This is a genomic window from Tomitella fengzijianii, from assembly GCF_007559025.1.
GTDB lineage: Bacteria > Actinomycetota > Actinomycetes > Mycobacteriales > Mycobacteriaceae > Tomitella > Tomitella fengzijianii.
In genome coordinates, this window is record NZ_CP041765.1 from 3,903,943 (window position 1) to 3,926,396 (window position 22,454).

The following is a 22,454-nucleotide window of genomic DNA, read 5'->3' on the forward strand; positions in this document are numbered from 1 at the left end:
CAAGGCGAAACCGGCCCGCGGTGGTCCGCCGTCCGCCGCGGGGCGGGGTCAGCCGACCCGCGCCCCGTCCGCCGCCGAGAACAAGTGGGTCTCGGCGGGGTCGAACGCCAGCGTCACCCGGTCCCCGCGCCGCGGCGGGGTGCGCCAGTCGGCCCGGGCCACCATCTGATGCGCCGGACCGGCCGCACCGGTTCCCGGAACCGCGCCTTCCGCGACCTGCGCGTCGGCACCGAGTCCGGCGATGTGCCCGTACATGTAGGCGTCGGCGCCCAGCTCCTCGACCACGTCCACGCTCAGTTCCAGCGTCACCCGGTCGCCCGCGCCCTCGGAGCCGACGGTGACGAAGTGCTCCGGCCGGATGCCCAGCACAAGCTCCCCGCCGGAGCGGTCCGCCGTCTCACGCTCCACAGGCACCACCGCGTCGCCCAGCCGAACCCCGCCGTCGACGACGGGAAGCCGCAGCAGGTTCATCGCGGGCGAGCCGATGAAGCCGGCCACGAACTCGTTGACCGGGCGGTTGTAGAGCTCGCGCGGCGGGGCGCACTGCTGCAGCACGCCGTCGCGCAGCACCGCCACCCGGTCGCCCATCGTCATGGCCTCCACCTGGTCATGGGTCACGTAGACCATCGTGGTGGCGAGTCGGCGCTGCAGGTCGGCGATCTGCGCGCGGGTCTGCACGCGCAGCTTGGCGTCGAGGTTGGACAGCGGCTCGTCCATGAGGAACACCTGCGGCTGGCGCACGATGGCCCGGCCCATCGCCACGCGCTGACGCTGCCCTCCGGAAAGCGCCTTGGGTTTGCGACCCAGGAACTCGGTGAGCCCCAGCAGCTCGGCGGTCTCGGCGACCCGCTTGGCGATCTCGGCCTTCGGGGTCTTCGCCAGCTTGAGCCCGAAACCCATGTTCTCCGCCACCGACATGTGCGGGTACAGCGCATAGTTCTGGAACACCATCGCGACGTCGCGGTCCTTCGGCTGCAGGCCCGTGACGTCGCGGTCGCCGATGCTGATCCCGCCGGAGCTCACGTGCTCGAGCCCGGCCAGCATTCGCAGCGAGGTGGACTTGCCGCAGCCGGACGGACCGACGAGGACGAGCAGCTCGCCGTCGACGATCTCGAGGTCGAGCGCGTCGACGGCCGGGCGGTCCGAGCCCGGGAAGATGCACGACGCGCGCGCATAGGTCACTGAGGCCATGGGTGGCGGTTCCCTTCACCGGCAGGAACGTGCCGGACGATCCGAGTAGAGGGTTGCGCCAGAACGCTAGCAGCCCCGCCCTCGCCGGCAGGTCATCCCGTGAAGACCCGCGCCGTCGCCGCATCCGCCGGATAGAACGATTCGATGGCGAGCTCGGACACCGTCACCTCGAGCGGCGTGCCGAACACCGTGGTGACGCTGAGCAGCGACAGCACGCCGGCGTCGGTACGCAGGCGCAGAGGGACGATGATCCCTTCGCCGACCGCGCAGTCGCCCGCGGCCGGGTCCGCCCCGCCCGGGCACGGATAGCCGCGCAGCTCGGCGTACAGCCGCTCGAGCCGCGCGTCCGCGGAGGCCTCGATCTCCTTGCCCAGACGGTGCAGCAGGTGCGACCGCCACTGGGCCAGGTTCGCGATGCGCGGGGCGAGGCCGTCGGGGTGCAGGCTCAACCGCAACACGTTGACCGGCGGCTCCAGCAACGAAGGATCAGCGACACCGGCCAGCAGCGGGGTCAGCGCATCGTTGGCGTCCACGAGCTCCCATCCGCGATCCACCACGAGCGCCGGATACGGCTCGTGGACCTTGAGGATGTGGGCGATGGCATCGCACACCGCGGCCATCGGCGGGTCGGCCAGCCCGCGCTCCGGATAGGCGGGCGCGTACCCGCCGGTCAACAGCAACGTGTTGCGTTCACGCAGCGGCACCTCCAGGGCATCGCACAGTGTCACGATCATCGACGCCGTGGGATTGGACCGTCCGGTTTCGACGAAGCTGACGTGCCGGGTCGACACCTCGGCGCGCAGCGCCAGCTCCACCTGGGTGAGCCCTCGGCGCAGGCGCCACCCGCGCAGAAGATCGCCCAGGGCGGCGGTCTGCGGCGGCTCCGGGGTGTGCGGGTGGTCCGAGGCGATCTGCACCATGACCACGACGCTATGCCGCGGCGCATCCGCCCGTTATGACCTCCGGGGTAATCGACGCCGTGACCTCCGCACCGCAGAATCGGACGTACCCGCCGGAACGCGGCAGGGCAACCGAGGAGGACTTCATGGCCGACACACTGTCCGATGAGCAGATGCGCGGGCTCATGCCGCTCGCCGCGCACCTCGGCATGGAGTTGATGGAGGCCTCGCCGGAGCGGGTAGTGGCCCGGGTGCGGCACGCGCCGGAGCTGTGCACCGCAGGCGGAATGCTGCACGGCGGCACCATCATGGCGCTGGCGGACAGCGCCGGGGCCGTCGCCGCGTTCCTCAACCTGCCCGAGGGCGCCTCGACCTCCACCACGTCATCCAGCACAGTGTTCCTGCGCGGGGTGTCCGGCGGGGCCGTCACCGCGATGGCGCGCCCGCTGCACGTGGGGCGCAGGACCATCGCGGTCGTCGTCGAGGTGGCCGACGACCAAGGGCGCGCGGTGGCGCAGGTCACGCAGTCGCAGGCCGTGTTGTCCTGAACCCGCGCCCCGCTCCTGGTCACCGCGCATAGCACCCGGCACCGGGGGCCTGGCCGGGATTCGGAAGGCAGGCGGCCCGGAGGCTCTGGCTACCCTCGTCACCGTGCCTTCGACCCACACGACCCGCGCGACGACGATCCTGCGGGCGGACCGCCGCCTGCCCGTCGTCGCGCAGCTCGCCGGCGCGGTGATCGTGGCCGCGGCGGTCAGCGCCGGGTACCAGGCCGCGTACCGGCGCTTGCATTTCCCGCTGCCGTCCGAGGTGCCGACGGTCGTCGCCTCCCTCGTCACCATCGCCGTCACGGCCTGCATCGCCGGGGCGGTGCTCGCGCGCCGACGCCGCCTGATCGCGGCCTGCGGCTGGGTCCTGCCCGCACTGCTGAGCACCGCGATCCAGTCGTGGCTGCTGACGGGCACGAAGTTCTACATGAACGGACTCGGCGGCGACCAGCAGTTCCGCACCGCGTTCCTCACCCGGATGACCGACTCGCCGGCGCTCGCCGACGCGGTCTACCCCGACCTGCCGCCCTACTATTCGCCGGCCTGGTTCTGGGTCGGCGGGCGGCTGGCCGACGTCACCGGGATCCCCGGCTGGGAGTTCTACAAGATCTGGTCGATCCTCACCCTCGCCGTGGCGGCGGCGCTGGCCCACGTCCTGTGGTCGCGGGTGGTCCGGCCATCCACGGCCCTGATCCTGGCGCTGGTCACCGCGCTGGTCGGGCTGCAGACCGACGCCTACTCGCCGTACTCGTGGATCCTGGTGGCCCTGGCCCCGCCGCTGGCCGTGCTGGCCCTGCGCACGGCCCGCCGGCTCCTCCGCGACGGGCGCCTCGACGTGGGCGCGTGCGCGGGGATCGGCGTGTTCGTGGGGATCGCGTCGATCACGCACGCGCTCTACGCCGGGGTCGCCGCGCTGTTCCTCGTGGCCGCGGTGGCGGCGGTGGCGCTGCGGGCGCGGACCCGGGCGCGCACGCATCTGCCGCAGTTCCTGCGCGGCGCCGGGATCGCCGTGGTCTCGGCGCTGCCGTTCGTGGCGGTGGTGTGGGTCCCGTACCTCCTGGCGTCGAGCCCGCTCGACCCCGACAGCACGGCGGCGAAGTTCCTGCCGGAGATCGGCGCCCGCATCCCCACCCCCGTCTTCGACGCCACGCCCATCGGGGTGCTGTGCGCCGTCGGCCTGGGCTGGCTGATCGTGCGCGCCCGGCGCGACGTGGTCGCCACAGGGCTGGCGATCGCCGTCGGCACCGCATTCTTCTGGTACGCGCTGTCTTTCCTGGCTCCGCTGGTGTCGACAACGCTGCTCGCGTTCCGCCTGGAGCCGCTGCTGGTCCTCGCGCTGGCCTGCGCCGGCGTGCTCGGGATCCGCGACGCGGCGGCGCTCGCCCGTCGACGCGTGCGCGATCCGGGGCGCCGCTCGCGGGCGGCGGAACGGGCACGCGTCGTCACGGCGGTCGTCGCCGCGTTCGCCGTCCTGGCCACCCTGCACGTGGCCTACCAGGTTCGCTACGTGCATCCCGATTGGGACCAGGCCGCGCTGAACACTCCGGGCCCCGACGGCGTGATCGCCGAGGGCACCGAGCTGCAACGCACCGCGGGCGGGCCGTCCGCCGACGAGATCCGCGACGCCATCGCCGCGCTTTCCGGCGGGCAGGACCCGAGCGACCTGGTCGCCCTCACCGACGTCCACTCCCTGCTGGCGTTCTACCCGTACCGCGGCTTCCAAACCGTGACGTCCGCCTACGCCAACCCCAAGGCCGGTTTCGCCGACCGCAACGCCCTCATCCGGGACTGGGCGAAGGCCGGCGACGGGCTGGCCGCGGCGCTCGACGCCTCTCCCGTGCGGGCCCCGGACGTGTTCGTCCTCAGCCGCACCCCGCAGGGCTGGGTGTACAGCCTGTCGGTCTCGCGGCTGCCCCGCGAGCCCGGTGACGTCGGTGAGCCGGTGGTCTTCGCGCCGTCCGCCTTCGACCCGGAGCACTTCGCTGTGCAAGAGGTGGGGCATCTGGCTGTCGCCGTGCGGCGGTGATGGGTCGCACATCTACCATCCCACCGCCGAGCGTATGCGCGACCCGCCGGATTCAGCGCGATCGCGGCGGTTTGTGCATACAGTCGTGGTGACCGCACACCCGATACCTCGGAGGTCAGCCCATGACGGATCGCCCCATCCGCATCGGAGTGCAGCTCCAACCGCAGCACGCCCCCCGCTACGAGCTGATCCGCGACGCCGTACTGCGCGCCGAGGACGCCGGCGTGGACATCGCGTTCAACTGGGACCACTTCTTCCCCCTGTACCCCGACGCGCAGGGCAACACCGACGGCCCGCACTTCGAGTGCTGGACGATGCTGGGCGCCTGGGCCGAACAGACCGAGCGCATCGAGATCGGCGCACTGGTCACCGGCGGCGGGTACCGCAACCCGGACCTGCTGGCGGACATGGCGCGCACCGTCGACCACATGAGCGGCGGGCGGCTCATCCTCGGCATCGGCGCCGGTTGGTTCGCCAAGGACTACGAGGCGTACGGCTACGAGTTCGGCACCAAGGGCTCGCGCATCGACCTGCTGGGGGACAACCTGGACCGCATCGCGGCGCGGCTGCCCCGCCTGGACCCGCCGCCCACGCGCGCCATCCCGGTGCTCATCGGCGGGGGAGGGCTGCGCAAGACGCTCCGGCACGTGGCCCGGCACGCGGACATCTGGCATTCGTTCGCCGATCCGGACGGCTACCCGGAGAAGCTCGACGCCCTGAACCGGCACTGCGCCGACGTGGGCAGGAACCCGGCCGAGATCGAGCGATCTGTACCGTGGCCGGCCGCCTCCGACGACGGCCACACACCCGAGCAACGGGCGGATCAGCTGGTGGCGCAGGGCGCGACGCTGTTCACCGTCGCCTCCGGCGGCCCCGAATACGACTTCAGCGAGCTCCGGCAGGCGCTCGCCTGGCGGGATTCGCGGGCCTGATTCTGCCCGCCGCTCGGACTCGCGGCGTCAGCTCGCAGGGCGGGCGTGCGCACCCGACGCGCCGCGCGGCACCGTCGGCCCCGCGCTCCCGGCGAGCAGGATGGACGCCACCAGCTGCGGGTTGTCCCACATCGGCACGTGGCCGACGCCGGGGACGATCGTCACCTCGGCCTGCGGGAAGACGCCGCGCACCCGTTTGGCCTCGTAGCAGGGGAGCACCAGGTCTCGCCGCCCCCAGGCGACGGTGACCGGCACCGACTGGTCCACCGGCCGGGTGAACGAGAAGTCCGCGTTGAGGCCCCGGTCGATGACCTTGTTGCTGAGCAGGCTCGCCGCGTCGATCCGCGCCGTCGCCGCGGGCACGCGCCACGGGTGCGACATGAACACGCCCATGCCCACCGACTTTCCGACGGGGTTGCCGACGAAGGCGTCGCGCGCCCCGCCCATCCGGCGCGTCGCCCAGCGCAGGGCGCGGAACGTGTTGACCGTCCGGGCCTGGTCGAGCGCGTTGGCGAAGAAGCCCGCGGGAGACAGGCCGGTGGCCGACGCGACCTCGCCCCGCGCGGCCGCCTCCAGTGCGAACCAGCCGCCCAGCGAGTTGCCGGCCACGTGCACCTTCTCGTCCGGTGCGATCTCGCGGAGGAAGTCCACGGCGAGGTCCATCCCGATCTGCAGCGGGTTCGCCCCCGCTGGCATCTCCGGGGAGTCGCCGTGCCCGGGCAGGTCCACGGTGACCACGCGGCGGTGCCGGGCGAGCAGGTCCACCACCGGGTCCCAGGCGTGCCGCCGGTGGATGACGCCGTGCACCAGCACCAGGGTGGGGCCTTCGCCGCGGATGTCGTAAGCCAGCTCCATCCCCTTAGTGTGACCCACGTTCACGCCTACAGCAAGATGGACGTGTGACCGATGCCACCGGGACTCGGCTTTGGCCCGCCGGGTCATTTAGTTAGACTTACTAACTATGTCCGATCATGCGGTGTCCCCGCAGTCGCCCCCGGCGGGCGCCCACCCGACGGCCTGCGCCGACGAAGCCGCGCTCGCATCCGACCTGCGCCCGGTGCTGCTGCGCCTGAACAACCTGGTGCGACGCCGAGTACCGTCCGTCGAGCTGACGCCGGCGCAGAGCACCGCCCTGACGACTGTGCTGGACCACGGACCGCTGCGCATGGGGGAGCTGGCCGATCGCGAGCAGATCCGCATGCCCACCGCCACCGCCATCATCCGGCGCGTGGAGAAGCTCGGGCTGGTCCAGCGCCGGCCCGACCCCGACGACGGGCGCGCCGTCCTCGTCGAACTGACCGACTCCGGTCGCGAGCGCCTGGGGCACGTGGCCCGCGAGCGGAACGCCCTGCTCGCCGGGCTCCTCGAACAGCTCACCGACGCCGACCGGCAGGCGATCGCGGATTCCGTCCCCGCCCTGACCGCCATGCTCGCGCTGGACCTGCCGGGTCCCGAACGCCTCGACGACCACCGCTCCGACATGACGCGCACCCAGGAAAGCGAGCCGCAACCACGATGAGCACCACCCCGCACAGCGCACCGCCCGACCACGCCGACGAACATCCCGGCCTCCTCGACGCCCTCAAAGGCCAGCCCAAACAGGTGTGGGTCACCGCGTTCGCGGCGGTCATCGCGTTCATGGGCATCGGCCTGGTCGACCCGATCCTCAACACCATCACCGAGGCGCTGCACGCCACGCCGTCGCAGACCACCCTGCTGTTCGCCTCCTACCTGGGCGTGCAGGTGTTCGCGATGCTGCTCACGGGGCTGATGAGCTACCGCTTCGGCGCCAAGCGCACCGTGGTCACGGGTCTGGTCCTCATCGTCATCGCCGCCGGGCTGTGCGCCTTCGCGGGGACGATCGAGCAGCTCGTGTGGCTGCGCGCCCTGTGGGGCCTGGGCAACGCGTTCTTCATCGCCACGGCGCTGTCGGTGATCGTCGGCGCCGCCACCGGCGGCCAGAAGGGCGCGATCCTGATGTACGAGGCGGCGCTGGGCCTGGGCCTCGCCGTCGGCCCGCTCGCGGGCGCCGTGCTGGGCAACATCTCGTGGCGCGGGCCGTTCGCCGGCACCGCCATCCTCATGGCCATCGGCGCGCTGCTGTGCGTCATCATGCTCCAGCGCGACGGGGACAAGGCGGACCGCACACCGATCCGGCTCACCGATCCGATCCGCGCGCTCAAGGACCGCAACCTGCTGATGACCTCCATCGGCTCCGCGTTCTACACGGCCGCATTCTTCGCGGTGATCGCCTGGGCGCCCTTCGCACTGGGCAAGGGCGCCTACTACATCGGCTTCGTCTTCTTCGGCTGGGGATTGTGCGTGGCGGTGTCGGGCGTATTCGTGGCGCCGCGCGTGTCGGCGAAGTTCGGAGAGCGACACGGCCTCATGGGCGCGGTCTTCCTGTGCGCCGTCGTGCTCGCCGTCATCGCCGTCGGCACCGCCATCGAGTCCGACGCGCTGATCGTCGTCGGCGTCGTCGTGTCCGGCCTGGTCTCCGGCGTCCTCAACACGCTGTTCACCGGCGCGGCGATGAGCTCGGCCACTACGGTGCGGTCCGTGTCCAGCGCCGGCTACAACTTCCTGCGCTGGATGGGCGGCGCCGTCTCCGCGATCCTCGTCGGCCATCTCGCCGAGTGGTTCGGCTCCGACGGCAACCCGGCGATGGCCGCGCCGTTCTGGGCCGGCGCGCTGTGCTGCATCATCGCCGTCGGCGTCCTGTCACTGCGGCCCAGGGCGGCGGCCCGCACCGAATCCGAGCTCGAGGTCCTCGAGGACAGCGTCTCCGCCGAAGGCCCCGCGCAGGCCGTCGACGAGTCGGAACTGGAGCCGCGCGGGGACGCCGACGCGGTGCACTCCCGCGCGTGACCCGGCGCCCCGGACCGCCGAGGCCGGATCAGGCCTGGCCGAAACCGGTGCGCCCGGCACCGTGAGCGGGCACGAAGCTCCCGTATCCGCCGCGGAAGAACAGCAGCGGATCCGTCTGCCGGTGCACCTCCAGTTCGCTGACGCGGGCGATCACGATCGTGTGGTCGCCCGCGTCGTGCTCGAACTCCACGTCGGCCTCGATCCGCGCCAACGTGCCGTTCAGCGCCGGCGCGCCATTGCCGCCGGGCTCCCAGGCGGTGCCGTCGAACTTGCCGGCGCCGCTCGTGGCGAACCGGCGGCACAGCTCGAGCTGGTCGTGCGAGAGCACGTTGACGCAGATCGTGCCCGCGTCGCGCATGAGCGGCCAGCTGCGGGAGCTCTTGGCCGGGCAGAACGAGACGAAGGGCGGGTCCAGCGACAGCGACGTCACCGACTGGCACGCGAAACCCTGCGGCGCGCCGTCATGGACGGCGGTGATCACGGTGACCCCGGTACAGAAGTTGCCCAACACGCGTCGCAGCTGGTCCTGATCGATCAGCCGTTGCCGTCCGTCGTCGCGCGCCACAGTTACCATACGGCCATCTTCCCAGCCCGATCGCCGGTGCACACGGCGGTCCGGGCGACGACGCGACAGCACACCGCGGAGGCGGCCAATGACCAGCACCGACACCACCGACCGGACCGCACTGGTCACCGGGGCGTCCAGCGGCCTCGGGGCTGACATCGCGCGCGACCTCGCCGCCGACCACCGCGTGCTGCTCGGCGGCCGCGACGCGGCGCGGCTCGGCGCGCTGGCCGGAGAGCTCCCCGGCGCCGAACCCTGGCGGGTGGACCTCACGGCGGCCGACGACGTTGCAGAGGCGACCGCGCGCATCGGCCGGCTGGACGTGCTCGTGCACAGCGCCGGCGTGTGCGAGCTGGGCTCGGTCGCCGACTCGGACTCCGGGCAGTGGCGCCGCGCATTCGAGGCCAACCTGTTCGCCGTCGTAGACCTCACCCGCGCGCTGCTTCCCGCACTGCGCGCGGCGGGCGGCCACGTGGTGCTCATCAACTCCGGCGCCGGACTGCGCGCGAACCCCGGGTGGGGGTCCTACGCGGCCAGCAAGTTCGCGCTGCGGGCATTCGGTGACGCGCTCCGCCAGGAGGAGCCGGAACTGCGGGTCACCTCCGTGCACCCCGGGCGCATCGACACCCCCATGCAGCAGGCCATCGTCGAACACGAGGGTGGCGCCTACGATCCGGGCCGCTTCCTCGCGCCCGCCACCGTCGCCCGCGCCGTCGGCAACGCCGTGCGCACACCCGCGGACGCGCACCCCACCGAGATCGTGCTGCGACCCACCGGGCGCTGAGCGCGGGCGGCCGGGATCGGGGCGCCGCCCCGCGATCCGCGCACCGCGTGTGCAGGCCGCGCGCCTGATCCCGCGCCGCCGGCGGGAAACGGTGCTCGAAGTGCCGGGAAGGTTCAGCCGGCGCCGGGCCGCGGCCCCTACCGCGCGGGGGTGATCCGCGCCTGCGCCGCGATCGCCGTCCCCATCCACCGGTCGAGGTAGCTGCGCAGCGCAGTGCGCCCGCCGACCGGGTCCGCGGGCGACAGGAAGAACGACTGCATGGTCCGCAGCACGAACTCGACGAGCTCGCGCAGCGCCGCGTCGTCATAGCCGTGCGCCTCCCAATCGACATCGAAGCGGCGGATCATCGTCATGCCGAACTCGATCGCCTCGGGAGCGGTGACCCCCTGTGCCTGACCGCCGGAGAGCATGAGGCCCAGGTGGGGAATCCGGTGGACGTCCTCCAGCGTGAACAGCACGGCCTCGACCATCGCGCCCGCGGGGTCGGTCAGGCCGTCCACGTGCGCGGCGAGGCGGTCGAGGAAACCGTCGACGGAGGCGATCGCGGCCGCGCGCATCAAGGCGTCCGCGCTGGGGAAGTAGCGGTACACCGTCTGGCGGATCACGCCGAGCCGTTCGGCGACGTCGGCGATGGTGATGCCGGCTCCGGTCTCCGTGATCAGGGCTACCGCCGCGGAGACGATCCGCTCGGCGGCCTCCTCGTCGCTCGCCGGGGGAGCACCGCCCCAGCCTCGTCTGCGCGCCACCTGCCGTGTCCTCGTCTCGCAATGCCCCGTGCCCCGGGGAGCACCCCATTCCCCGCACCCCGGACCGCTGCTGAGCGGCCCGGCCGACGCTACCACGCATGGGGCCGCGCGCCCCGCGCGAAGACCGCCCGCACCTGCCCTGATGCGTCGTCCATTGACCATACAGTGATCCAGGTGCTTGTATGTTCGTATTACCCCTGAGCGGCGCGGGGCGCTGCCGGACGGCGAGGAGTGTGCCGATGACCAACCTGCAGATGCGCAAGATGCGCTTCGCGTTCGACGACTACGACGTCCCATTCAACTGGAACCCGGACAATCCGTCGTTCTCCGCGATGGCCAACGCGGTGTCGTTCCTGGCCATCGGGTTCGAGAAGATGATCGTGAACATGATGCGCGAGATCACGCCCCGGATCACCGACCCGGAGATCGCGGAGGAGGCCACCGCTTTCGTCCGCCAGGAGGGCCAGCACTCCGCCGCCCATCGTCAACATGCCGCCGCGCTCGTCCGCCGATACCCGTCGCTGCAGGAGACCCTCGACGGCGTCGTGGGCGCCTTCGACAAGCTCGCGGTGGACACCTCCGCCGACTACCGCCTCGCCTACACCGCGGACCTGGAGGCCACCTTCACCCCGGTGTTCAAGCTGATGCTCGACAACGAGGCGAACCTTTTCCGTCCCGGTGACGACCGCGTCGCGTCCCTGTTCATCTGGCACTTCGTCGAGGAGGTGGAGCACCGCAGCTCCGGGCTGATGATCTTCGACTCGGTGATCGGCAGCGACCGGTACCGGATGCGCATGGCGCCCTCGATCTTCAAGCACGTGCTCGACGTCATCCGCATCGCCTGCGAGGGCTTCAACAAGCATGTCCCCCTGGAGGATCGCCAGGTGGACGCGATGTGCATGTTCGCCAACTACCGCCGCCGTCAGCGCCTGGCCAAGCTGATCCCGGGCATGGAGTACGTCGACCGCGGCCCCATGCCGCGCGCGTTCACGGCGCTCCCGATGCGCGAGCAGCTCGTCGCACTCGCCGGCACCGTGCGCAGCCAGCTGCCCAAGCACGACCCGGCTCACGAAAGCCTGCCCGCTCTGGCCGACGTGTGGTTTCGCCGCTACGACGACGGGTACGACGTCACCCACTGGTACACGGCCGAATCCGCCTCCGCCGCTTCCTGACCCCGCTCACCACCCGAACGTCGCAGGGAGTTCCGCATGACCGACCACTGCTCGCCGGCCTTCGCCGAACTGGCCCAGGCCATGGGGTTCTCCTGCTCCGAGACGGGCGGTGTCGTCTCGTTCCGCAGCCCCTTCGGCCTGGAGAACTGGACGCTGCCCGTGCTGGGCACCCTCATCATCGTCGGCTCGGTGCTCGCGCTCGTCTACGCCATCGTCCGGCTGCGCCGCCACGGCGACCCCACCAACCTGGTGCTGTGGTTCGGCGCGCTGTTCTTCCTGTTCATCATCGAGCCGCCCATCTACTTCCCGGCCACCTTCGGCACCGAGGAGTATCTGGGAACCATGTTCGCGCACAACGTGTTCGCGGTCGATTTCCTGTGGGGCCGGCTGCCGCTGTACATCGTGGCGATCTACCCGCTGATGGCCACGACGGCGTTCGAGCTGGTGCGCATGCTGGGGGTGTTCCGCCGCTACGGGGTGTTCATCGGCGCGGCATGCGTGGGGTTCGTGCACCACGCGTTCTACGAGATCTTCGACCAGCTGGGGCCGCAGCTGCGTTGGTGGGAGTGGTCGGCGGACAACGAGATCGCCAAGCCCTTCCTCGACGCGGTGCCCGTGCCGTCGATCGTGGTGTTCGCGGCGCTCTGGCCGATGTCGCTGGCATTGTGCGTGCAGTTCTTCGTGGGCCGGCACGTCGACGCGGGCCGGAGCTTCAGCGGTCCCGGGCTGGTGTGGCGCACGGTCGTGGTCGGCCTGCTCGCGTCGGTGGGGGTGCTCATCCTTCCGATGCCCGCGACCATCATGGGCATCGGCGGCAACGGCTGGCGGGCCGCCGGCTATGTGATCGAGCTCGCGGTCATCGCGGTGATCGCGGTGATGGTGCTCACCCGGCAATGGCTGCGGCTGCGCCCCGGATCGGGCGAGGGCCTGCTCACCGGGGCCGACGCCGTCCGGCACGACAACCCGTTCGTCCGTTTCTACGCGGTCGTCTACCTCGTGGTGTTCGCCGTGTTGTGGGCCTCGGCGCTGCCCGACTACGTCGACGCGGTCGATGGGATCACGGCGAACGGCGACCCCATCGGCAACATCTGGTACACCCTCGCCTGCTTCGCGGTGGCGATCGCCGTCGTCGTCGCCGCCTGGTCGGTACGGATGGCGCGGTCGGCGTTTTCCGGCGACGGTCCCGGCGAGCCCGCGCTGACGCCGACCAGCTGACTGCGGCCCGCCGACCACGCACCGAGCGCCGTTCCGCGAGCGGAACACGGCGTGGGGTGCGTGGTCGGCGGGGTCCGGCCTACAGCGTCTCCATGTCCTCCTGGCCCCAGAAGGCGCGCATGCTCGTGATCTTCGCGTCGTCGTCGAAGGTCATCACGTCGATCGGCGTGATCTGCACCTTCTGATCGCCCGCCTCCGTGGTGATGCGGAAGTGGAAGGCCGCGCTGCTGCCCGCGATGCGGATCGTGTAGATCTCGCCCGTCTGCTTCATGCCGGCGACGACACCGTAGAACTCGCGGATCGACTCCTCGGTGTCCCGCACGCCGCTGCCCACCGGGTCCTCCACCGTCGCGCCCGGCGCGTACAGCGCGAGGATCTCGTCGACGGTGCCGGTGGTGACAGCCGTGATGTAGGCCTCGATGGTTTTGCGGACGGCCTCGGGTGCGGGTGCCATGGGGACTCCTCGGTGACGGAATGAGAACTCGTTCCACCGGAGAGTACGCGAAGGGCGGCGGCGGCCCGCCACCCTCGTTCCCGCCGGGCGGACGCGCCAAAGGCGACCCCGGTCCTTTATACAACCGTGATGAACTGTCCGTCCGGTCTACGTCATTTGGCGGATTCCATCCGGATCGAACAGCTCTATTCTTGCGAGGAAGACCTATTCAACGACGTGAGGATCCGCCATGTTTTCACACCGCCGTCTGCGCGGCGTCGCCCACTTGGCCGCCGCAGCGACACTCGCCGTCGGGGTCGCCGCGGGCGCGGCCACCGCCGCGGAAGCAGACCCGCTGCCTACCGAGCCGACACTCATCGCCACCAGTTGGGCCGACAGCACCGTCGCCACGATGGGCCTCGACGGCTCCGGAGCCGCGACGCTCGACGCCACCGGGCTCGACGGGCCGCAGGACGTGGCGGTCATCGGCGACACGGCCTACGTCGCCTCGTTCTTGAACGGCAACGTCGTCGCCGTGCCCCTGGACGGCTCGCCCGCGCACGTGGTGATCTCGGGCCTGGGAGGCCCGGAGGGGATCGCGTCCGCCGGCGGACGCCTGTACGTCGCCGATACTGCTTCCGGGACGATCTTCTCCTCGCTGCCCGATGGGACCGGCAGGGAGACCATCGCGACTGGCGGCGTCGTGTATACGGGGATCACGGTGCACGACGGACGGCTCTACGTGGCCGCCTCCAACGACGGCGACATCATTTCCATGACCACCACCGGCGCGGACGTGACGACAATCGCGAGCGGGCTCGACCACCCACGGGACATCGCCTTCGCGGGCGGCCGGCTCTTCGTCACCGAATACACCGCCGGAGTGACCTCGATGAATCCCGACGGCTCGGATCAGCAGACGATCGCCACCGGAATCGACCACGCGACCGGCATCGTCGCGGACGGCGACACCCTGTACGTCACCGCGGATGACGCCGATCAGATCCTCACGATGGGCCTCGACGGCTCCGACTCCCGCGTGATCTCCACCGCCGTCGAGCACCCCGTCGGCATCGCCGTGTACACCCCGGACAACCCGGCGTGCACCGGCTCGCTCGCATCCCTGTGCACCATGTTCGGCAGCCTGGGCAGCGTCGGCTGACCCGGACCGGCCCCGCGCGGCCACCGGCTTCGACCAGTGAGCGCGTGCCTACGCTTTCCCCCCGGAAGCGTAGGCACGCGCTCACCCGTCATTGGGCCGGACGGCCTACTTGACCACGTTGATCATCTTGCCGGGCACCACGATCACCTTCTTGGGGGCCGCACCGCCCAGCAGCTCCACCACCCGCTCGTCGGCCAGCGCCGCCGCCTCGATGTCGGCCTTGCCCATGTCGGCAGGCACGGTGATGCGGCTGCGCACCTTGCCGTTGACCTGGATCGGGTACTCGAGCGTGTCCTCCACCAGGTACTTCTCGTCGGCGGCCGGGAAGGGCCCGTGCGCCAGCGAATCGGTGTGGCCCAGCAGCGACCACAGCTCCTCCGCCAGGTGCGGGGCCACCGGGCCGAGCATCAGGGCCAGCGGCTCGACGGCGGCCCGGGGCGCACCCGCCGGGTACGCCTTGGTCAGGTGGTTCGTGTACTCGATGAGCTTGGCCACCGCCGTGTTGTCGTGCAGCGCGGCGTAGTCCTCACGGACCCCGGCGATCGCCTTGTGCAGCGCCCGCAGGGTCGCCTCGTCCGGCTCCTCGTCCGTCACGGTGACGGAACCGGACTCCTCGTCCACCACCAGGCGCCACGCGCGCTGCAGGAACCGCTGCGCGCCCACCACGTCCTTGGTGGCCCATGCGCGTGAGGCGTCGAGCGGCCCCATCGACATCTCGTACACCCGCAGCGTGTCGGCGCCGTACTGCTCGCAGATGTCGTCGGGCGCCACCGAGTTCTTGAGGCTCTTGCCCATCTTTCCGTACTCGCGGTGCACCTTCTGCTCGGTGCCGTCCGCGCCCACCAGGTAGAACCCGCCGTCGCGCTCCACCACGTCGTCGGCGGAGACGTAGATGCCGCGGTCGTCGGTGTAGGCGTACGCCTGGATGTACCCCTGGTTGAACAGGCGGCGGTACGGCTCCTTGGAGGAGACGTGCCCCAGGTCGAAGAGCACCTTGTGCCAGAACCGCGCGTAGAGCAGGTGCAGCACGGCGTGCTCGAGCCCGCCCACGTACAGGTCGACGCCGCCGGGATCGTCCGCGCCGTGCTCGGCCGGCCGGGGCCCCATCCAGTAGCGCTCGTTCGCGGGGTCGCAGAACGCCTCGGTGTTGGTCGGGTCGATGTAGCGCAGCTGGTACCAGGAGCTGCCGGCCCACTGCGGCATCACGTTGGTGTCGCGGCTGTAGTGCCGGAACCCGTCGCCCAGGTCCAGCTCCACGCTGACCCAGTCGACGGCCTTGGCCAGCGGCGGCGACGGTTCGGAGTCGCGGTCGTCGGGGTCGAAGCTCACCGGCTGGTAGTCCTCCACCTCCGGAAGCTCCACCGGCAGCATCGATTCCGGCAGCGCGTGCGCCTGGCCGGCGTCGTCGTAGACCACCGGGAACGGCTCGCCCCAGTAGCGCTGCCGCGCGAAGAGCCAGTCGCGCAGCTTGTACTGGACGGTGCCTGTGCCCACACCGTGGCCCTCGAGCCATTCGGTGGTGGTCCGCTTCGCCTCGTCGACGGCCATGCCGTTGATGTCGAGCCCCTCGACGTTGGCCGAGTTGACGGCGAAACCGTCACCGGCATAGGCGCCTTCGGTGATGTCGACGGCCGCAACCCCGTCGGTCGAATCGCCGTCGGCGCTGCGGCCCGCGCGGACCACCTCGACGATCGGCAGCCCGAAGGCGGTGGCGAACTCCCAGTCGCGCTGGTCGTGCCCGGGCACCGCCATGATGGCGCCGGTGCCGTAACCGGTGAGCACGTAGTCGGCGATGAAGACGGGGACCTGCTCGCCGTTGACCGGGTTCACGGCGTAACTGCCGGTGAACACGCCCGTCTTGTCCTTGTTCTCCTGGCGTTCCAGGTCGGACTTCGAGGCGATGGCGTCGCGGTAGGCCTGCACGGCCTCGGCGGGGGAGCCGGCGCCGTCCGTCCACCGCGGGTCCACCGGCGTGCCGTCCGGCCCCTGCGGCCAGAACGCGGCGGTCAGCGTGTCCACCAGCTCGTGTTCGGGCGCGAGGACCACGTAGGTGGCGCCGAAGAGCGTGTCGGGGCGCGTGGTGAACACCTCGATGGGCTGCTCGGCCACGGAGAACTTGACCGTCGCGCCGTGCGAGCGGCCGATCCAGTTGCGCTGCATCGACTTGACCTGCTCGGACCAGTCGAGCAGCTCGAGATCGTCGACGAGCCGGTCGGAGTAGGCGGTGATGCGCATCATCCACTGGCTCAGCTTCTTGCGGAACACGGGGAAGTTTCCGCGGTCGCTGCGCCCGTCGGCGGTGACCTCCTCGTTGGCCAGCACCGTGCCCAGGCCGGGGCACCAGTTGACCAGCGAATCCGAGCGGTACACGAGCCGGTGCGAGTCGATGACCTCCGCCCGCTCGGCCTCGCTCAGTCCGGACCACTCCCTGCCGTCGTCCAGCGTGCGCCCGCCCGAGGCGAACTCGGCCTCCAGCTCGGCGATGGGCCGCGCCTTGCCCTGCTCGGAGTCGAAGAAGGCGTTGTAGATCTGCAGGAAGATCCACTGCGTCCACTTGTAGAACTCGGCGTCCGTGGTGGCGACGCGGCGGCGTTCGTCGTGGCCGAGCCCCAGCCGGCGGATCTGCCCCAGGTACCGCTGGATGTTCTGCTCGGTGGTGGTGCGCGGGTGCGTACCCGTCTGCACGGCGTACTGCTCGGCGGGCAGGCCGAACGCGTCGAAGCCCATCGTGTGCAGCACGTTGTGCCCGGTCATGCGGTGATAGCGGGCGTAGACGTCGGTGGCGATGAAGCCGAGCGGGTGGCCCACGTGCAGGCCCGCGCCCGAGGGGTACGGGAACATGTCGAGGACGAACAGCTTGTCGTCGGGGACCTCGCCCGCCAGCGGCCCGGTGGGGTTCGGCGCGTAAAAGGTGCCCGCCGACTCCCAGGACCGCTGCCAGCGCTGCTCGATCGCGCCGGCCCTCTGCGCCGTGTAGCGATGCGGCGGCGCGGCGTCGGGTGCCGACACCGCTCCCGCCGGGGTCGCGGTGCTGCTGGAGGCGGAATCGGTCACGGGCGTCACCATCTACTCGGGGGGTTTCGGCACTCTACTCGGGGTCCTCGGCACGCCGCAGGCTGTCACCGCAGGCACGCCGCACAAGCCAGGGTAATGGGTGTGCGCCGCGCGGTCCCCCGGTGCCCGCCGCACCGTGCGGGCGGCGAGCGGGCCGTCGGATACCATGAATCCCGTGGTGATCGCTGCAATCGTGTTCCTCGTGTTGGCCGTCGCGCTCGGCGCCGTCGCTGCCGCGGCCCTCTCCGGCAGGCTTCCGCGCAACCGGTGGGTGGGTCTACGCACCGACGCGACCCTGCGGGACGACGCCACCTTCCGCGCCGCCAACCGCGTCGCCGCGCCCGCTCAGCTCGGCGCCGCCGTCGTCCTGGTGCTGGGTGCGTGCGGCGGGCTGCTGCTCGACGGCGCTGCCGCGCTGTTCGCCGTCATCGCCGCCCCCGTGGTCGCCGTGGCGCTCACCGCGGTGGGGGCCGGCATTGCGCAACGCGTCGCCTCCGCCATGCCCGCCGCGGACACGGGCGCGTGCGGTCACTCCTGCGGCGCCTGCTCGCTGCAGGATTCGTGCGGATCCGCCGTGCACTGATGCGGGCCGGCCGCCGCAGGATGCACCACGCCCACCGGATCACCGTGTGAGGCTGCTCAAACGCCTGAACATCGACGGTTTCGTCCTGGCGATCTTCAGCATGGTCATCCTGGCGAGCCTGCTCCCCGCCTCGGGAGTGGGCGCCGACGTGCTCGACTGGGCGGTGAAGATCGCCATCGGGCTGTTGTTCCTGCTCTACGGCGCGCGGCTGTCCCCGCGCGAGGCGCTCGAGGGGTTCACGCACTGGCGTCTGCACCTGACCGTGCTCGCCAGCACCTTCGTGCTGTTCCCGCTGATGGGGCTCGCGATGAAGCCGTTGGCGCCCGGCATCATCTCCGACGACCTCTACATGGGCCTGCTGTTCCTGTGCCTCGTCCCTTCGACGGTGCAGTCGTCCATCGCGTTCACGTCGATCGCCAAGGGGAACGTGGCGGGCTCCATCGTCAGCGCTTCGTTCTCCAACATCATCGGCGTCTTCCTCACACCTGCCTTGGTGCTGTGGCTGATGGAGACCACCGGGTCCGGCGGGATCCACGCCGGCGCCATCGTCGAGATCGTCCTGCAACTGCTGGTGCCGTTCATCGTCGGCCAGCTGCTGCGGCCCTGGCTGGTGGGTTTCCTGCAGCGGTACTCCGCCCCCATCAAGATCGTCGACCGCGGCTCGATCCTCCTGGTGGTCTACGCTGCCTTCAGCGAGGGGATGAACGCGCACATCTGGTCGTCCACGTCGGCGGCGCAGATCTTCATCGTCATCGGCCTTTCCTGCGCCATGCTCGCGTTCGTGCTGGGGGTGACCGCCGTCGCGGGACGCGCCCTGGGCTTCTCCTGGCCGGATCGGATCGTCATCATCTTCTGCGGCTCCAAGAAGTCGCTGGCCAGTGGCCTGCCGATGGCCACAGTGCTGTTCTCCGGCGGGACCGTGGGCCTGATAGTCCTGCCGTTGATGATCTTCCACCAGATCCAGCTCGTGGTCTGCGCGATGCTGGCGCCCAAGTTCGCCGAGAAGTCCAACCGGCTGGCGGTGGCCGAGGGATGACCACCCGGCGCGTCGACCCGGGCGGAGCCGCCGACGCACTGGCGGACCGGAGATCCCGGCGCTGATCCGCCCTGCCCGGGCGGCCTGCTCCCGGCCGACGCGGGGCCCGCCGGTATCGTTATGCCGTCCGTCACACCGCGGACGAGTCGAACAGCAGGGGGAGAGATGACCACCACCCGGGGCGGACGCGTCCGCATCGCAGCCGTATCCGCAGCGTCCGCGTTGGCGCTCGCCGGCGTGCTCGGCGGGTGCTCGTCTGGTTCCGACGCCGATTCCGGTTCCGCCGAGATCGCCACCGGCACGGCTGCCGCCACCGCCGGGGCGGCGGCCCAGGCCGGCCCGGAGGAGCTGCGCGCACTCCTGCCGGAGCAAGCCGCCTTCGGCGCGGGGTTCGTGGCCGCCCCGGTCACGACCGCCCAGCTGGAGGCGACGCTCAACCAGGTGCGCGACAAGGCGAAGACCCAGGTGGTGGACCCCGCCGACTGCAAGGACACCCTCGACCTCACCGCCGGCCTCGATCCCGCGGCCACCGCGATGGTGGCGGCCGGCAACGAGGACCAGGGCACCAAGATCGGCGTGATCGTCTCCCGCGACGACACCTCGCTCGACGCGTTCCGCTCGTCCCTCGACCGGTGCGGCACGGTGACGGTGCAGGTCGACGGCACCACCACCGACGTCACCACCGAGGGCTTCGCGCCCGCCGGCGCGACGGGGGAGGAGCCGCTGGGCATCACCCGCACCCAGTCCGTGGGCGACGCCGGGAATGTCACGACCATCCTCACCGCCGAGGAAGTGGACGGGACCGCGATCCGCGTGATGGTCCACCAGCCGTCCACCGAGGCCCTCACGCCCGAGGTCCTCGATCACTTCCGGCAGACGGCGGCGACACTGATGAACGACACCGCCACGCGCGTCGCCCAGAAGTAGCCGGTAGGCCGGGGCCCGGCCGCCAGGTCAGTTCCGTCCGACGTCGATCGGGTGGGTGGCGAGCATCGCCCACGGCTGGGGCTGTCGCCGGAGCACGCTCGCCCACAGGTCCACCTCCGGCGGCGCGATGACGTCGCCCGGCCGCGAGGTGAACACCATCCAATCGTCGCGGAGCAGTTCACCGTCCAGCTGCCCGAAGGTCCACCCGGAGTAGCCGACGAAGATGCGTGCGCCCTCCACCAGCGGCGCCACGTCGAGCGGATCCGCCGCGACGTCGATCAACACCACCCGCCCGTCGACCCGCGTCATCCCGTCGACGCCGTCGATACCGGCGCCCCGCCGGAGGACCCCCAGGCACAACGCACCGTCCAGCTTCACCGGCCCACCCAGGTGGAACACCTTGGCGGGGGAGCAGACCTCGGACCATTCCGGCAGCCCGTCGACCAGCGGTGTCTCGCTGGGACGGTTGAGGACCATGCCGAGCGTGCCACCGTCGTTGTTCTCGATCACGTAGATCACGCTGCGGCGGAAGACCGGCTCGCTCAGATGGGTGCCGGACACGAGCAGGCTCCCTGGGCCCACCTGTGCCACCGGCGATTCCTGCCGTCCCTCTCCGTCAGCTGGATACGTCACACTGCCATCTTGGCATTGATCTTCCGCGGTGGCGCGGTGATCGGTGCGCGGAATTCGCGCGCGTTCTCACTGGACGCCCACGCCCCAGGAACCGGGGCCGGACACGGCGGCCAGTCCGCCGAGCATCGCCTCGACGGCGGACCCGACCACCGGCCGTGGCCCGTCCACCGGTCCGGCGGTGTCGAGGTAGCCGTCGCCGTCGGAGTCCGCGAGTCGCGTGTCGGCGATGCCGTCGCGGTCGGAATCGACGAGCAGTCCGCGCTCTTCCGGACCGCTTTCGTCCGGACCGGCGTGGACCGGGTTTCCGCCCGCCTCCATGACGTGCGCGCGCGCCGGCGGCTCCCGCGCGCCGCCCGGTCCGCCGGCGTCGTGCTCCACCGGAATCTCCGTGGCCCACGTGCCGTCGCCCGCGGAATCGACGAACCACCTTTCGCCTTCCCCCGGGCCCGCGGCGACGTCCAGGCAGGTGGTGTCCGCGACGCCGTCCGCGTCCGCATCCCACATCGCGTCGTCGATCAGACCGTCGCCGTCGAAGTCCAGCGCCACGGCATCCGCAGTCCCGTCACCGTCCGAGTCGAGGTCTGCCGAGGAGGTCCATTCCGTGACCTCGCCGTCGCCCGTACCGAATGCATAGGTGATGTCCACACGCCCCCCCGTTCTTCCGCGCCGGCACGGTGGCCCGCACGAATGGAAGGCCCCTGCGAGCGGCCGGCGATGCTGCACGCCCCTGCCCCTAGGACGTACCGGGGTGCGCTGCGGTTCCGCTCAGATCCCGAACAGCTCGGCCTCCGGCCTCCAGCCGGTCACGTCGGCGAAGCGCGCACTGGAGACGCGCTGCGAGCGTCCCAGCGGGCCGGCCACCACGCCCGGAAGAGTGTGCAGGTCCTCGCGGCCCACACGCCGGGCGAACTCGCGGCGCCATTCGCCGCGCGTCCGCGGCTCCTCTGCCACGTTGTAGAGGCCGGCGGGGGCGTCCAGCGCCGCGACCACGGCCCGACCGACGTCCGACAGTGCGATCGAGGACATATACGAGCCCTCCCGTCCCGCCAGCGCAAACCACCCGCGGCGCGCCGCCGATTCGATCATCGCCATCATCGGGTCGTCCGCCGGGGCGCCGTGCACCTGCCCGAGTCGCAGACTCACCCCCGTCCCGCCACCCTCAGTGAAGCGGCGCACGTGCGCTTCGCCGGCCAGGTTCGCGCGCATCGGACCCGGAGCGCTGACCGGGCTCGTCTCGTCCAGCCAGGCGTCCCCGCCGTCCCGGTAGATCATCGTGACGGTGTCGTGCACGATCCGGGGGATCCGGAACTGCAGCGCAGCGTCGACCAGCGCCCGCACGCCCCCGTCGCGCACCGCCCGGTACTGGCGCATGACACCGGCAGTACGCAGCGACGTCGGCAGCGCGACGCGCATGTCGACCACCGCGTCCGCCCCGTCCAGCACGCGGCGCAGGTGCGCCCCGTCGCCCAGCAGATCGCCGCCGACCCACCTCACACCGTCGTCGCCGGAATGCGGCAGCTCGGCACCGGTCCCCACCCGGCGACTGTGCGCCACCACCTCGTACCCGGAACGTCTGAGCTCCTCCAGCGCCGATCGGCCCGTCGCGCCCGCCGCACCCAGCAGGACGACCCGTCGTGCAGTTCCCTCGGGCGAGTTGCTCATGACCACAGCCTAATCCCG

Annotated in this window: 22 protein-coding genes; 12 read left to right on the forward strand and 10 right to left on the reverse strand. The window is 71.2% G+C overall.

Annotated features, from left to right (window positions below):
* Positions 1-48 precede the first annotated feature (48 nt).
* Together FO059_RS17745 and FO059_RS17750 are read right to left on the reverse strand one after the other, a co-directional pair.
* Positions 49-1,191 (reverse strand): ABC transporter ATP-binding protein, encoded by a 1,143-nt coding sequence (locus tag FO059_RS17745; RefSeq protein ID WP_143910253.1) that lies wholly within the window; start codon positions 1,189-1,191, stop codon positions 49-51.
* 92 nt (positions 1,192-1,283) lie between these two features.
* Complete coding sequence (locus FO059_RS17750) at positions 1,284-2,111, reverse strand: helix-turn-helix domain-containing protein (protein ID WP_143910254.1); 828 nt, start codon at positions 2,109-2,111, stop codon at positions 1,284-1,286.
* A 125-nt stretch (positions 2,112-2,236) separates the two neighbouring features.
* Here FO059_RS17750 and FO059_RS17755 point away from each other — a divergent pair, with 125 nt between their 5' ends.
* The 3 genes from FO059_RS17755 (at position 2,237) to FO059_RS17765 (ending at position 5,596) form a co-directional block, all read left to right on the forward strand.
* Complete coding sequence (locus FO059_RS17755; protein ID WP_143910255.1) at positions 2,237-2,638, forward strand: PaaI family thioesterase; 402 nt, start codon at positions 2,237-2,239, stop codon at positions 2,636-2,638.
* A 103-nt stretch (positions 2,639-2,741) separates the two neighbouring features.
* Positions 2,742-4,664, forward strand: a complete 1,923-nt coding sequence (locus FO059_RS17760) for an arabinofuranosyltransferase (protein ID WP_143910256.1) — start codon at positions 2,742-2,744, stop codon at positions 4,662-4,664.
* A gap of 122 nt (positions 4,665-4,786) precedes the next feature.
* Positions 4,787-5,596, forward strand: coding sequence for an LLM class F420-dependent oxidoreductase (locus tag FO059_RS17765; protein ID WP_143910257.1), 810 nt, complete (start codon positions 4,787-4,789; stop codon positions 5,594-5,596).
* 27 nt (positions 5,597-5,623) lie between these two features.
* On the opposite strand, the gene FO059_RS17770 is transcribed toward FO059_RS17765, so the two are convergent.
* Positions 5,624-6,451: an alpha/beta fold hydrolase gene (locus tag FO059_RS17770; RefSeq protein ID WP_143910258.1), complete on the reverse strand. Its 828-nt coding sequence runs from the start codon at positions 6,449-6,451 to the stop codon at positions 5,624-5,626.
* 106 nt (positions 6,452-6,557) lie between these two features.
* Between FO059_RS17770 and FO059_RS17775 the strand changes: the two genes are divergently transcribed.
* Positions 6,558-7,115: a MarR family winged helix-turn-helix transcriptional regulator gene (locus FO059_RS17775; RefSeq protein WP_143910259.1), complete on the forward strand. Its 558-nt coding sequence runs from the start codon at positions 6,558-6,560 to the stop codon at positions 7,113-7,115.
* Positions 7,112-8,464 (forward strand): MFS transporter, encoded by a 1,353-nt coding sequence (locus tag FO059_RS17780; protein ID WP_143910260.1) that lies wholly within the window; start codon positions 7,112-7,114, stop codon positions 8,462-8,464. Before FO059_RS17775 ends, FO059_RS17780 begins: the two co-directional genes overlap by 4 nt.
* 28 nt (positions 8,465-8,492) lie before the next feature.
* Here the strand turns inward: FO059_RS17780 and FO059_RS17785 are convergent, their stop codons facing one another.
* A complete protein-coding gene (locus FO059_RS17785; protein ID WP_143910261.1) occupies positions 8,493-9,038 on the reverse strand; it encodes a flavin reductase family protein in 546 nt (181 codons plus the stop codon).
* 79 nt (positions 9,039-9,117) lie between these two features.
* Here FO059_RS17785 and FO059_RS17790 point away from each other — a divergent pair, with 79 nt between their 5' ends.
* Positions 9,118-9,813: an SDR family oxidoreductase gene (locus FO059_RS17790; RefSeq protein ID WP_143910262.1), complete on the forward strand. Its 696-nt coding sequence runs from the start codon at positions 9,118-9,120 to the stop codon at positions 9,811-9,813.
* Between the two features lie 137 nt (positions 9,814-9,950).
* Here FO059_RS17790 and FO059_RS17795 read toward each other — a convergent pair whose 3' ends face one another.
* Entirely contained in the window at positions 9,951-10,559 is a 609-nt protein-coding gene (locus FO059_RS17795) for a TetR/AcrR family transcriptional regulator (protein WP_143910263.1), read from the reverse strand.
* Between the two features lie 239 nt (positions 10,560-10,798).
* Here FO059_RS17795 and FO059_RS17800 point away from each other — a divergent pair, with 239 nt between their 5' ends.
* Both FO059_RS17800 and FO059_RS17805 read left to right on the forward strand, forming a co-directional pair.
* Complete coding sequence (locus tag FO059_RS17800; protein ID WP_143910264.1) at positions 10,799-11,731, forward strand: metal-dependent hydrolase; 933 nt, start codon at positions 10,799-10,801, stop codon at positions 11,729-11,731.
* A gap of 36 nt (positions 11,732-11,767) precedes the next feature.
* Positions 11,768-12,946 (forward strand): hypothetical protein, encoded by a 1,179-nt coding sequence (locus FO059_RS17805; protein ID WP_143910265.1) that lies wholly within the window; start codon positions 11,768-11,770, stop codon positions 12,944-12,946.
* Positions 12,947-13,025: 79 nt separating this feature from the next.
* On the opposite strand, the gene FO059_RS17810 is transcribed toward FO059_RS17805, so the two are convergent.
* Positions 13,026-13,400, reverse strand: coding sequence for a nuclear transport factor 2 family protein (locus FO059_RS17810; RefSeq protein WP_143910266.1), 375 nt, complete (start codon positions 13,398-13,400; stop codon positions 13,026-13,028).
* A 229-nt stretch (positions 13,401-13,629) separates the two neighbouring features.
* Here FO059_RS17810 and FO059_RS17815 point away from each other — a divergent pair, with 229 nt between their 5' ends.
* Positions 13,630-14,541 carry an NHL repeat-containing protein gene (locus tag FO059_RS17815; RefSeq protein ID WP_143910267.1) on the forward strand — a complete coding sequence of 304 codons (912 nt, stop codon included), beginning with the start codon at positions 13,630-13,632 and terminating at the stop codon, positions 14,539-14,541.
* Positions 14,542-14,646: 105 nt separating this feature from the next.
* Here the strand turns inward: FO059_RS17815 and FO059_RS17820 are convergent, their stop codons facing one another.
* Complete coding sequence (locus FO059_RS17820; protein WP_143910268.1) at positions 14,647-17,607, reverse strand: leucine--tRNA ligase; 2,961 nt, start codon at positions 17,605-17,607, stop codon at positions 14,647-14,649.
* Positions 17,608-17,770: 163 nt separating this feature from the next.
* Between FO059_RS17820 and FO059_RS17825 the strand changes: the two genes are divergently transcribed.
* From FO059_RS17825 to FO059_RS17835, 3 genes are all read left to right on the forward strand, one after another.
* Positions 17,771-18,178: an SdpI family protein gene (locus tag FO059_RS17825; RefSeq protein ID WP_143910269.1), complete on the forward strand. Its 408-nt coding sequence runs from the start codon at positions 17,771-17,773 to the stop codon at positions 18,176-18,178.
* 46 nt (positions 18,179-18,224) lie between these two features.
* A complete protein-coding gene (locus FO059_RS17830; protein ID WP_143910270.1) occupies positions 18,225-19,214 on the forward strand; it encodes a bile acid:sodium symporter family protein in 990 nt (329 codons plus the stop codon).
* Positions 19,215-19,379: 165 nt separating this feature from the next.
* Complete coding sequence (locus tag FO059_RS17835) at positions 19,380-20,141, forward strand: hypothetical protein (RefSeq protein WP_143910271.1); 762 nt, start codon at positions 19,380-19,382, stop codon at positions 20,139-20,141.
* Positions 20,142-20,168: 27 nt separating this feature from the next.
* Here FO059_RS17835 and FO059_RS17840 read toward each other — a convergent pair whose 3' ends face one another.
* The 3 genes from FO059_RS17840 to FO059_RS17850 form a co-directional block, all read right to left on the reverse strand.
* The gene (locus FO059_RS17840) at positions 20,169-20,774 is read right to left on the reverse strand and encodes a YqgE/AlgH family protein (protein WP_143910272.1); all 606 of its coding nucleotides are present in this window, start codon (positions 20,772-20,774) and stop codon (positions 20,169-20,171) included.
* Between the two features lie 66 nt (positions 20,775-20,840).
* Positions 20,841-21,419 carry a hypothetical protein gene (locus tag FO059_RS18500; protein ID WP_199257104.1) on the reverse strand — a complete coding sequence of 193 codons (579 nt, stop codon included), beginning with the start codon at positions 21,417-21,419 and terminating at the stop codon, positions 20,841-20,843.
* Between the two features lie 120 nt (positions 21,420-21,539).
* A complete protein-coding gene (locus FO059_RS17850; protein ID WP_143910273.1) occupies positions 21,540-22,436 on the reverse strand; it encodes an NAD-dependent epimerase/dehydratase family protein in 897 nt (298 codons plus the stop codon).
* Between the last annotated feature and the right edge of the window lie 18 nt (positions 22,437-22,454).

Excerpts from the sequence above, each read along its gene's own strand:
- FO059_RS17805 (WP_143910265.1), top strand. The coding sequence starts at position 11,768 with ATGACCGACCACTGCTCGCCGGCCTTCGCCGAACTGGCCCAGGCCATG.
- FO059_RS17745 (WP_143910253.1), bottom strand. The coding sequence starts at position 1,191 with ATGGCCTCAGTGACCTATGCGCGCGCGTCGTGCATCTTCCCGGGCTCG.
- FO059_RS17755 (WP_143910255.1), top strand. The coding sequence starts at position 2,237 with ATGGCCGACACACTGTCCGATGAGCAGATGCGCGGGCTCATGCCGCTC.
- FO059_RS17775 (WP_143910259.1), top strand. The coding sequence starts at position 6,558 with ATGTCCGATCATGCGGTGTCCCCGCAGTCGCCCCCGGCGGGCGCCCAC.
- FO059_RS17815 (WP_143910267.1), top strand. The coding sequence starts at position 13,630 with ATGTTTTCACACCGCCGTCTGCGCGGCGTCGCCCACTTGGCCGCCGCA.
- FO059_RS17785 (WP_143910261.1), bottom strand. The coding sequence starts at position 9,038 with ATGGTAACTGTGGCGCGCGACGACGGACGGCAACGGCTGATCGATCAG.
- FO059_RS17835 (WP_143910271.1), top strand. The coding sequence starts at position 19,380 with ATGACCACCACCCGGGGCGGACGCGTCCGCATCGCAGCCGTATCCGCA.
- FO059_RS17820 (WP_143910268.1), bottom strand. The coding sequence starts at position 17,607 with ATGGTGACGCCCGTGACCGATTCCGCCTCCAGCAGCACCGCGACCCCG.
- FO059_RS17850 (WP_143910273.1), bottom strand. The coding sequence starts at position 22,436 with ATGAGCAACTCGCCCGAGGGAACTGCACGACGGGTCGTCCTGCTGGGT.
- FO059_RS17770 (WP_143910258.1), bottom strand. The coding sequence starts at position 6,451 with ATGGAGCTGGCTTACGACATCCGCGGCGAAGGCCCCACCCTGGTGCTG.
- FO059_RS17800 (WP_143910264.1), top strand. The coding sequence starts at position 10,799 with ATGACCAACCTGCAGATGCGCAAGATGCGCTTCGCGTTCGACGACTAC.
- FO059_RS17765 (WP_143910257.1), top strand. The coding sequence starts at position 4,787 with ATGACGGATCGCCCCATCCGCATCGGAGTGCAGCTCCAACCGCAGCAC.
- FO059_RS17780 (WP_143910260.1), top strand. The coding sequence starts at position 7,112 with ATGAGCACCACCCCGCACAGCGCACCGCCCGACCACGCCGACGAACAT.
- FO059_RS17810 (WP_143910266.1), bottom strand. The coding sequence starts at position 13,400 with ATGGCACCCGCACCCGAGGCCGTCCGCAAAACCATCGAGGCCTACATC.
- FO059_RS17790 (WP_143910262.1), top strand. The coding sequence starts at position 9,118 with ATGACCAGCACCGACACCACCGACCGGACCGCACTGGTCACCGGGGCG.
- FO059_RS17750 (WP_143910254.1), bottom strand. The coding sequence starts at position 2,111 with ATGGTGCAGATCGCCTCGGACCACCCGCACACCCCGGAGCCGCCGCAG.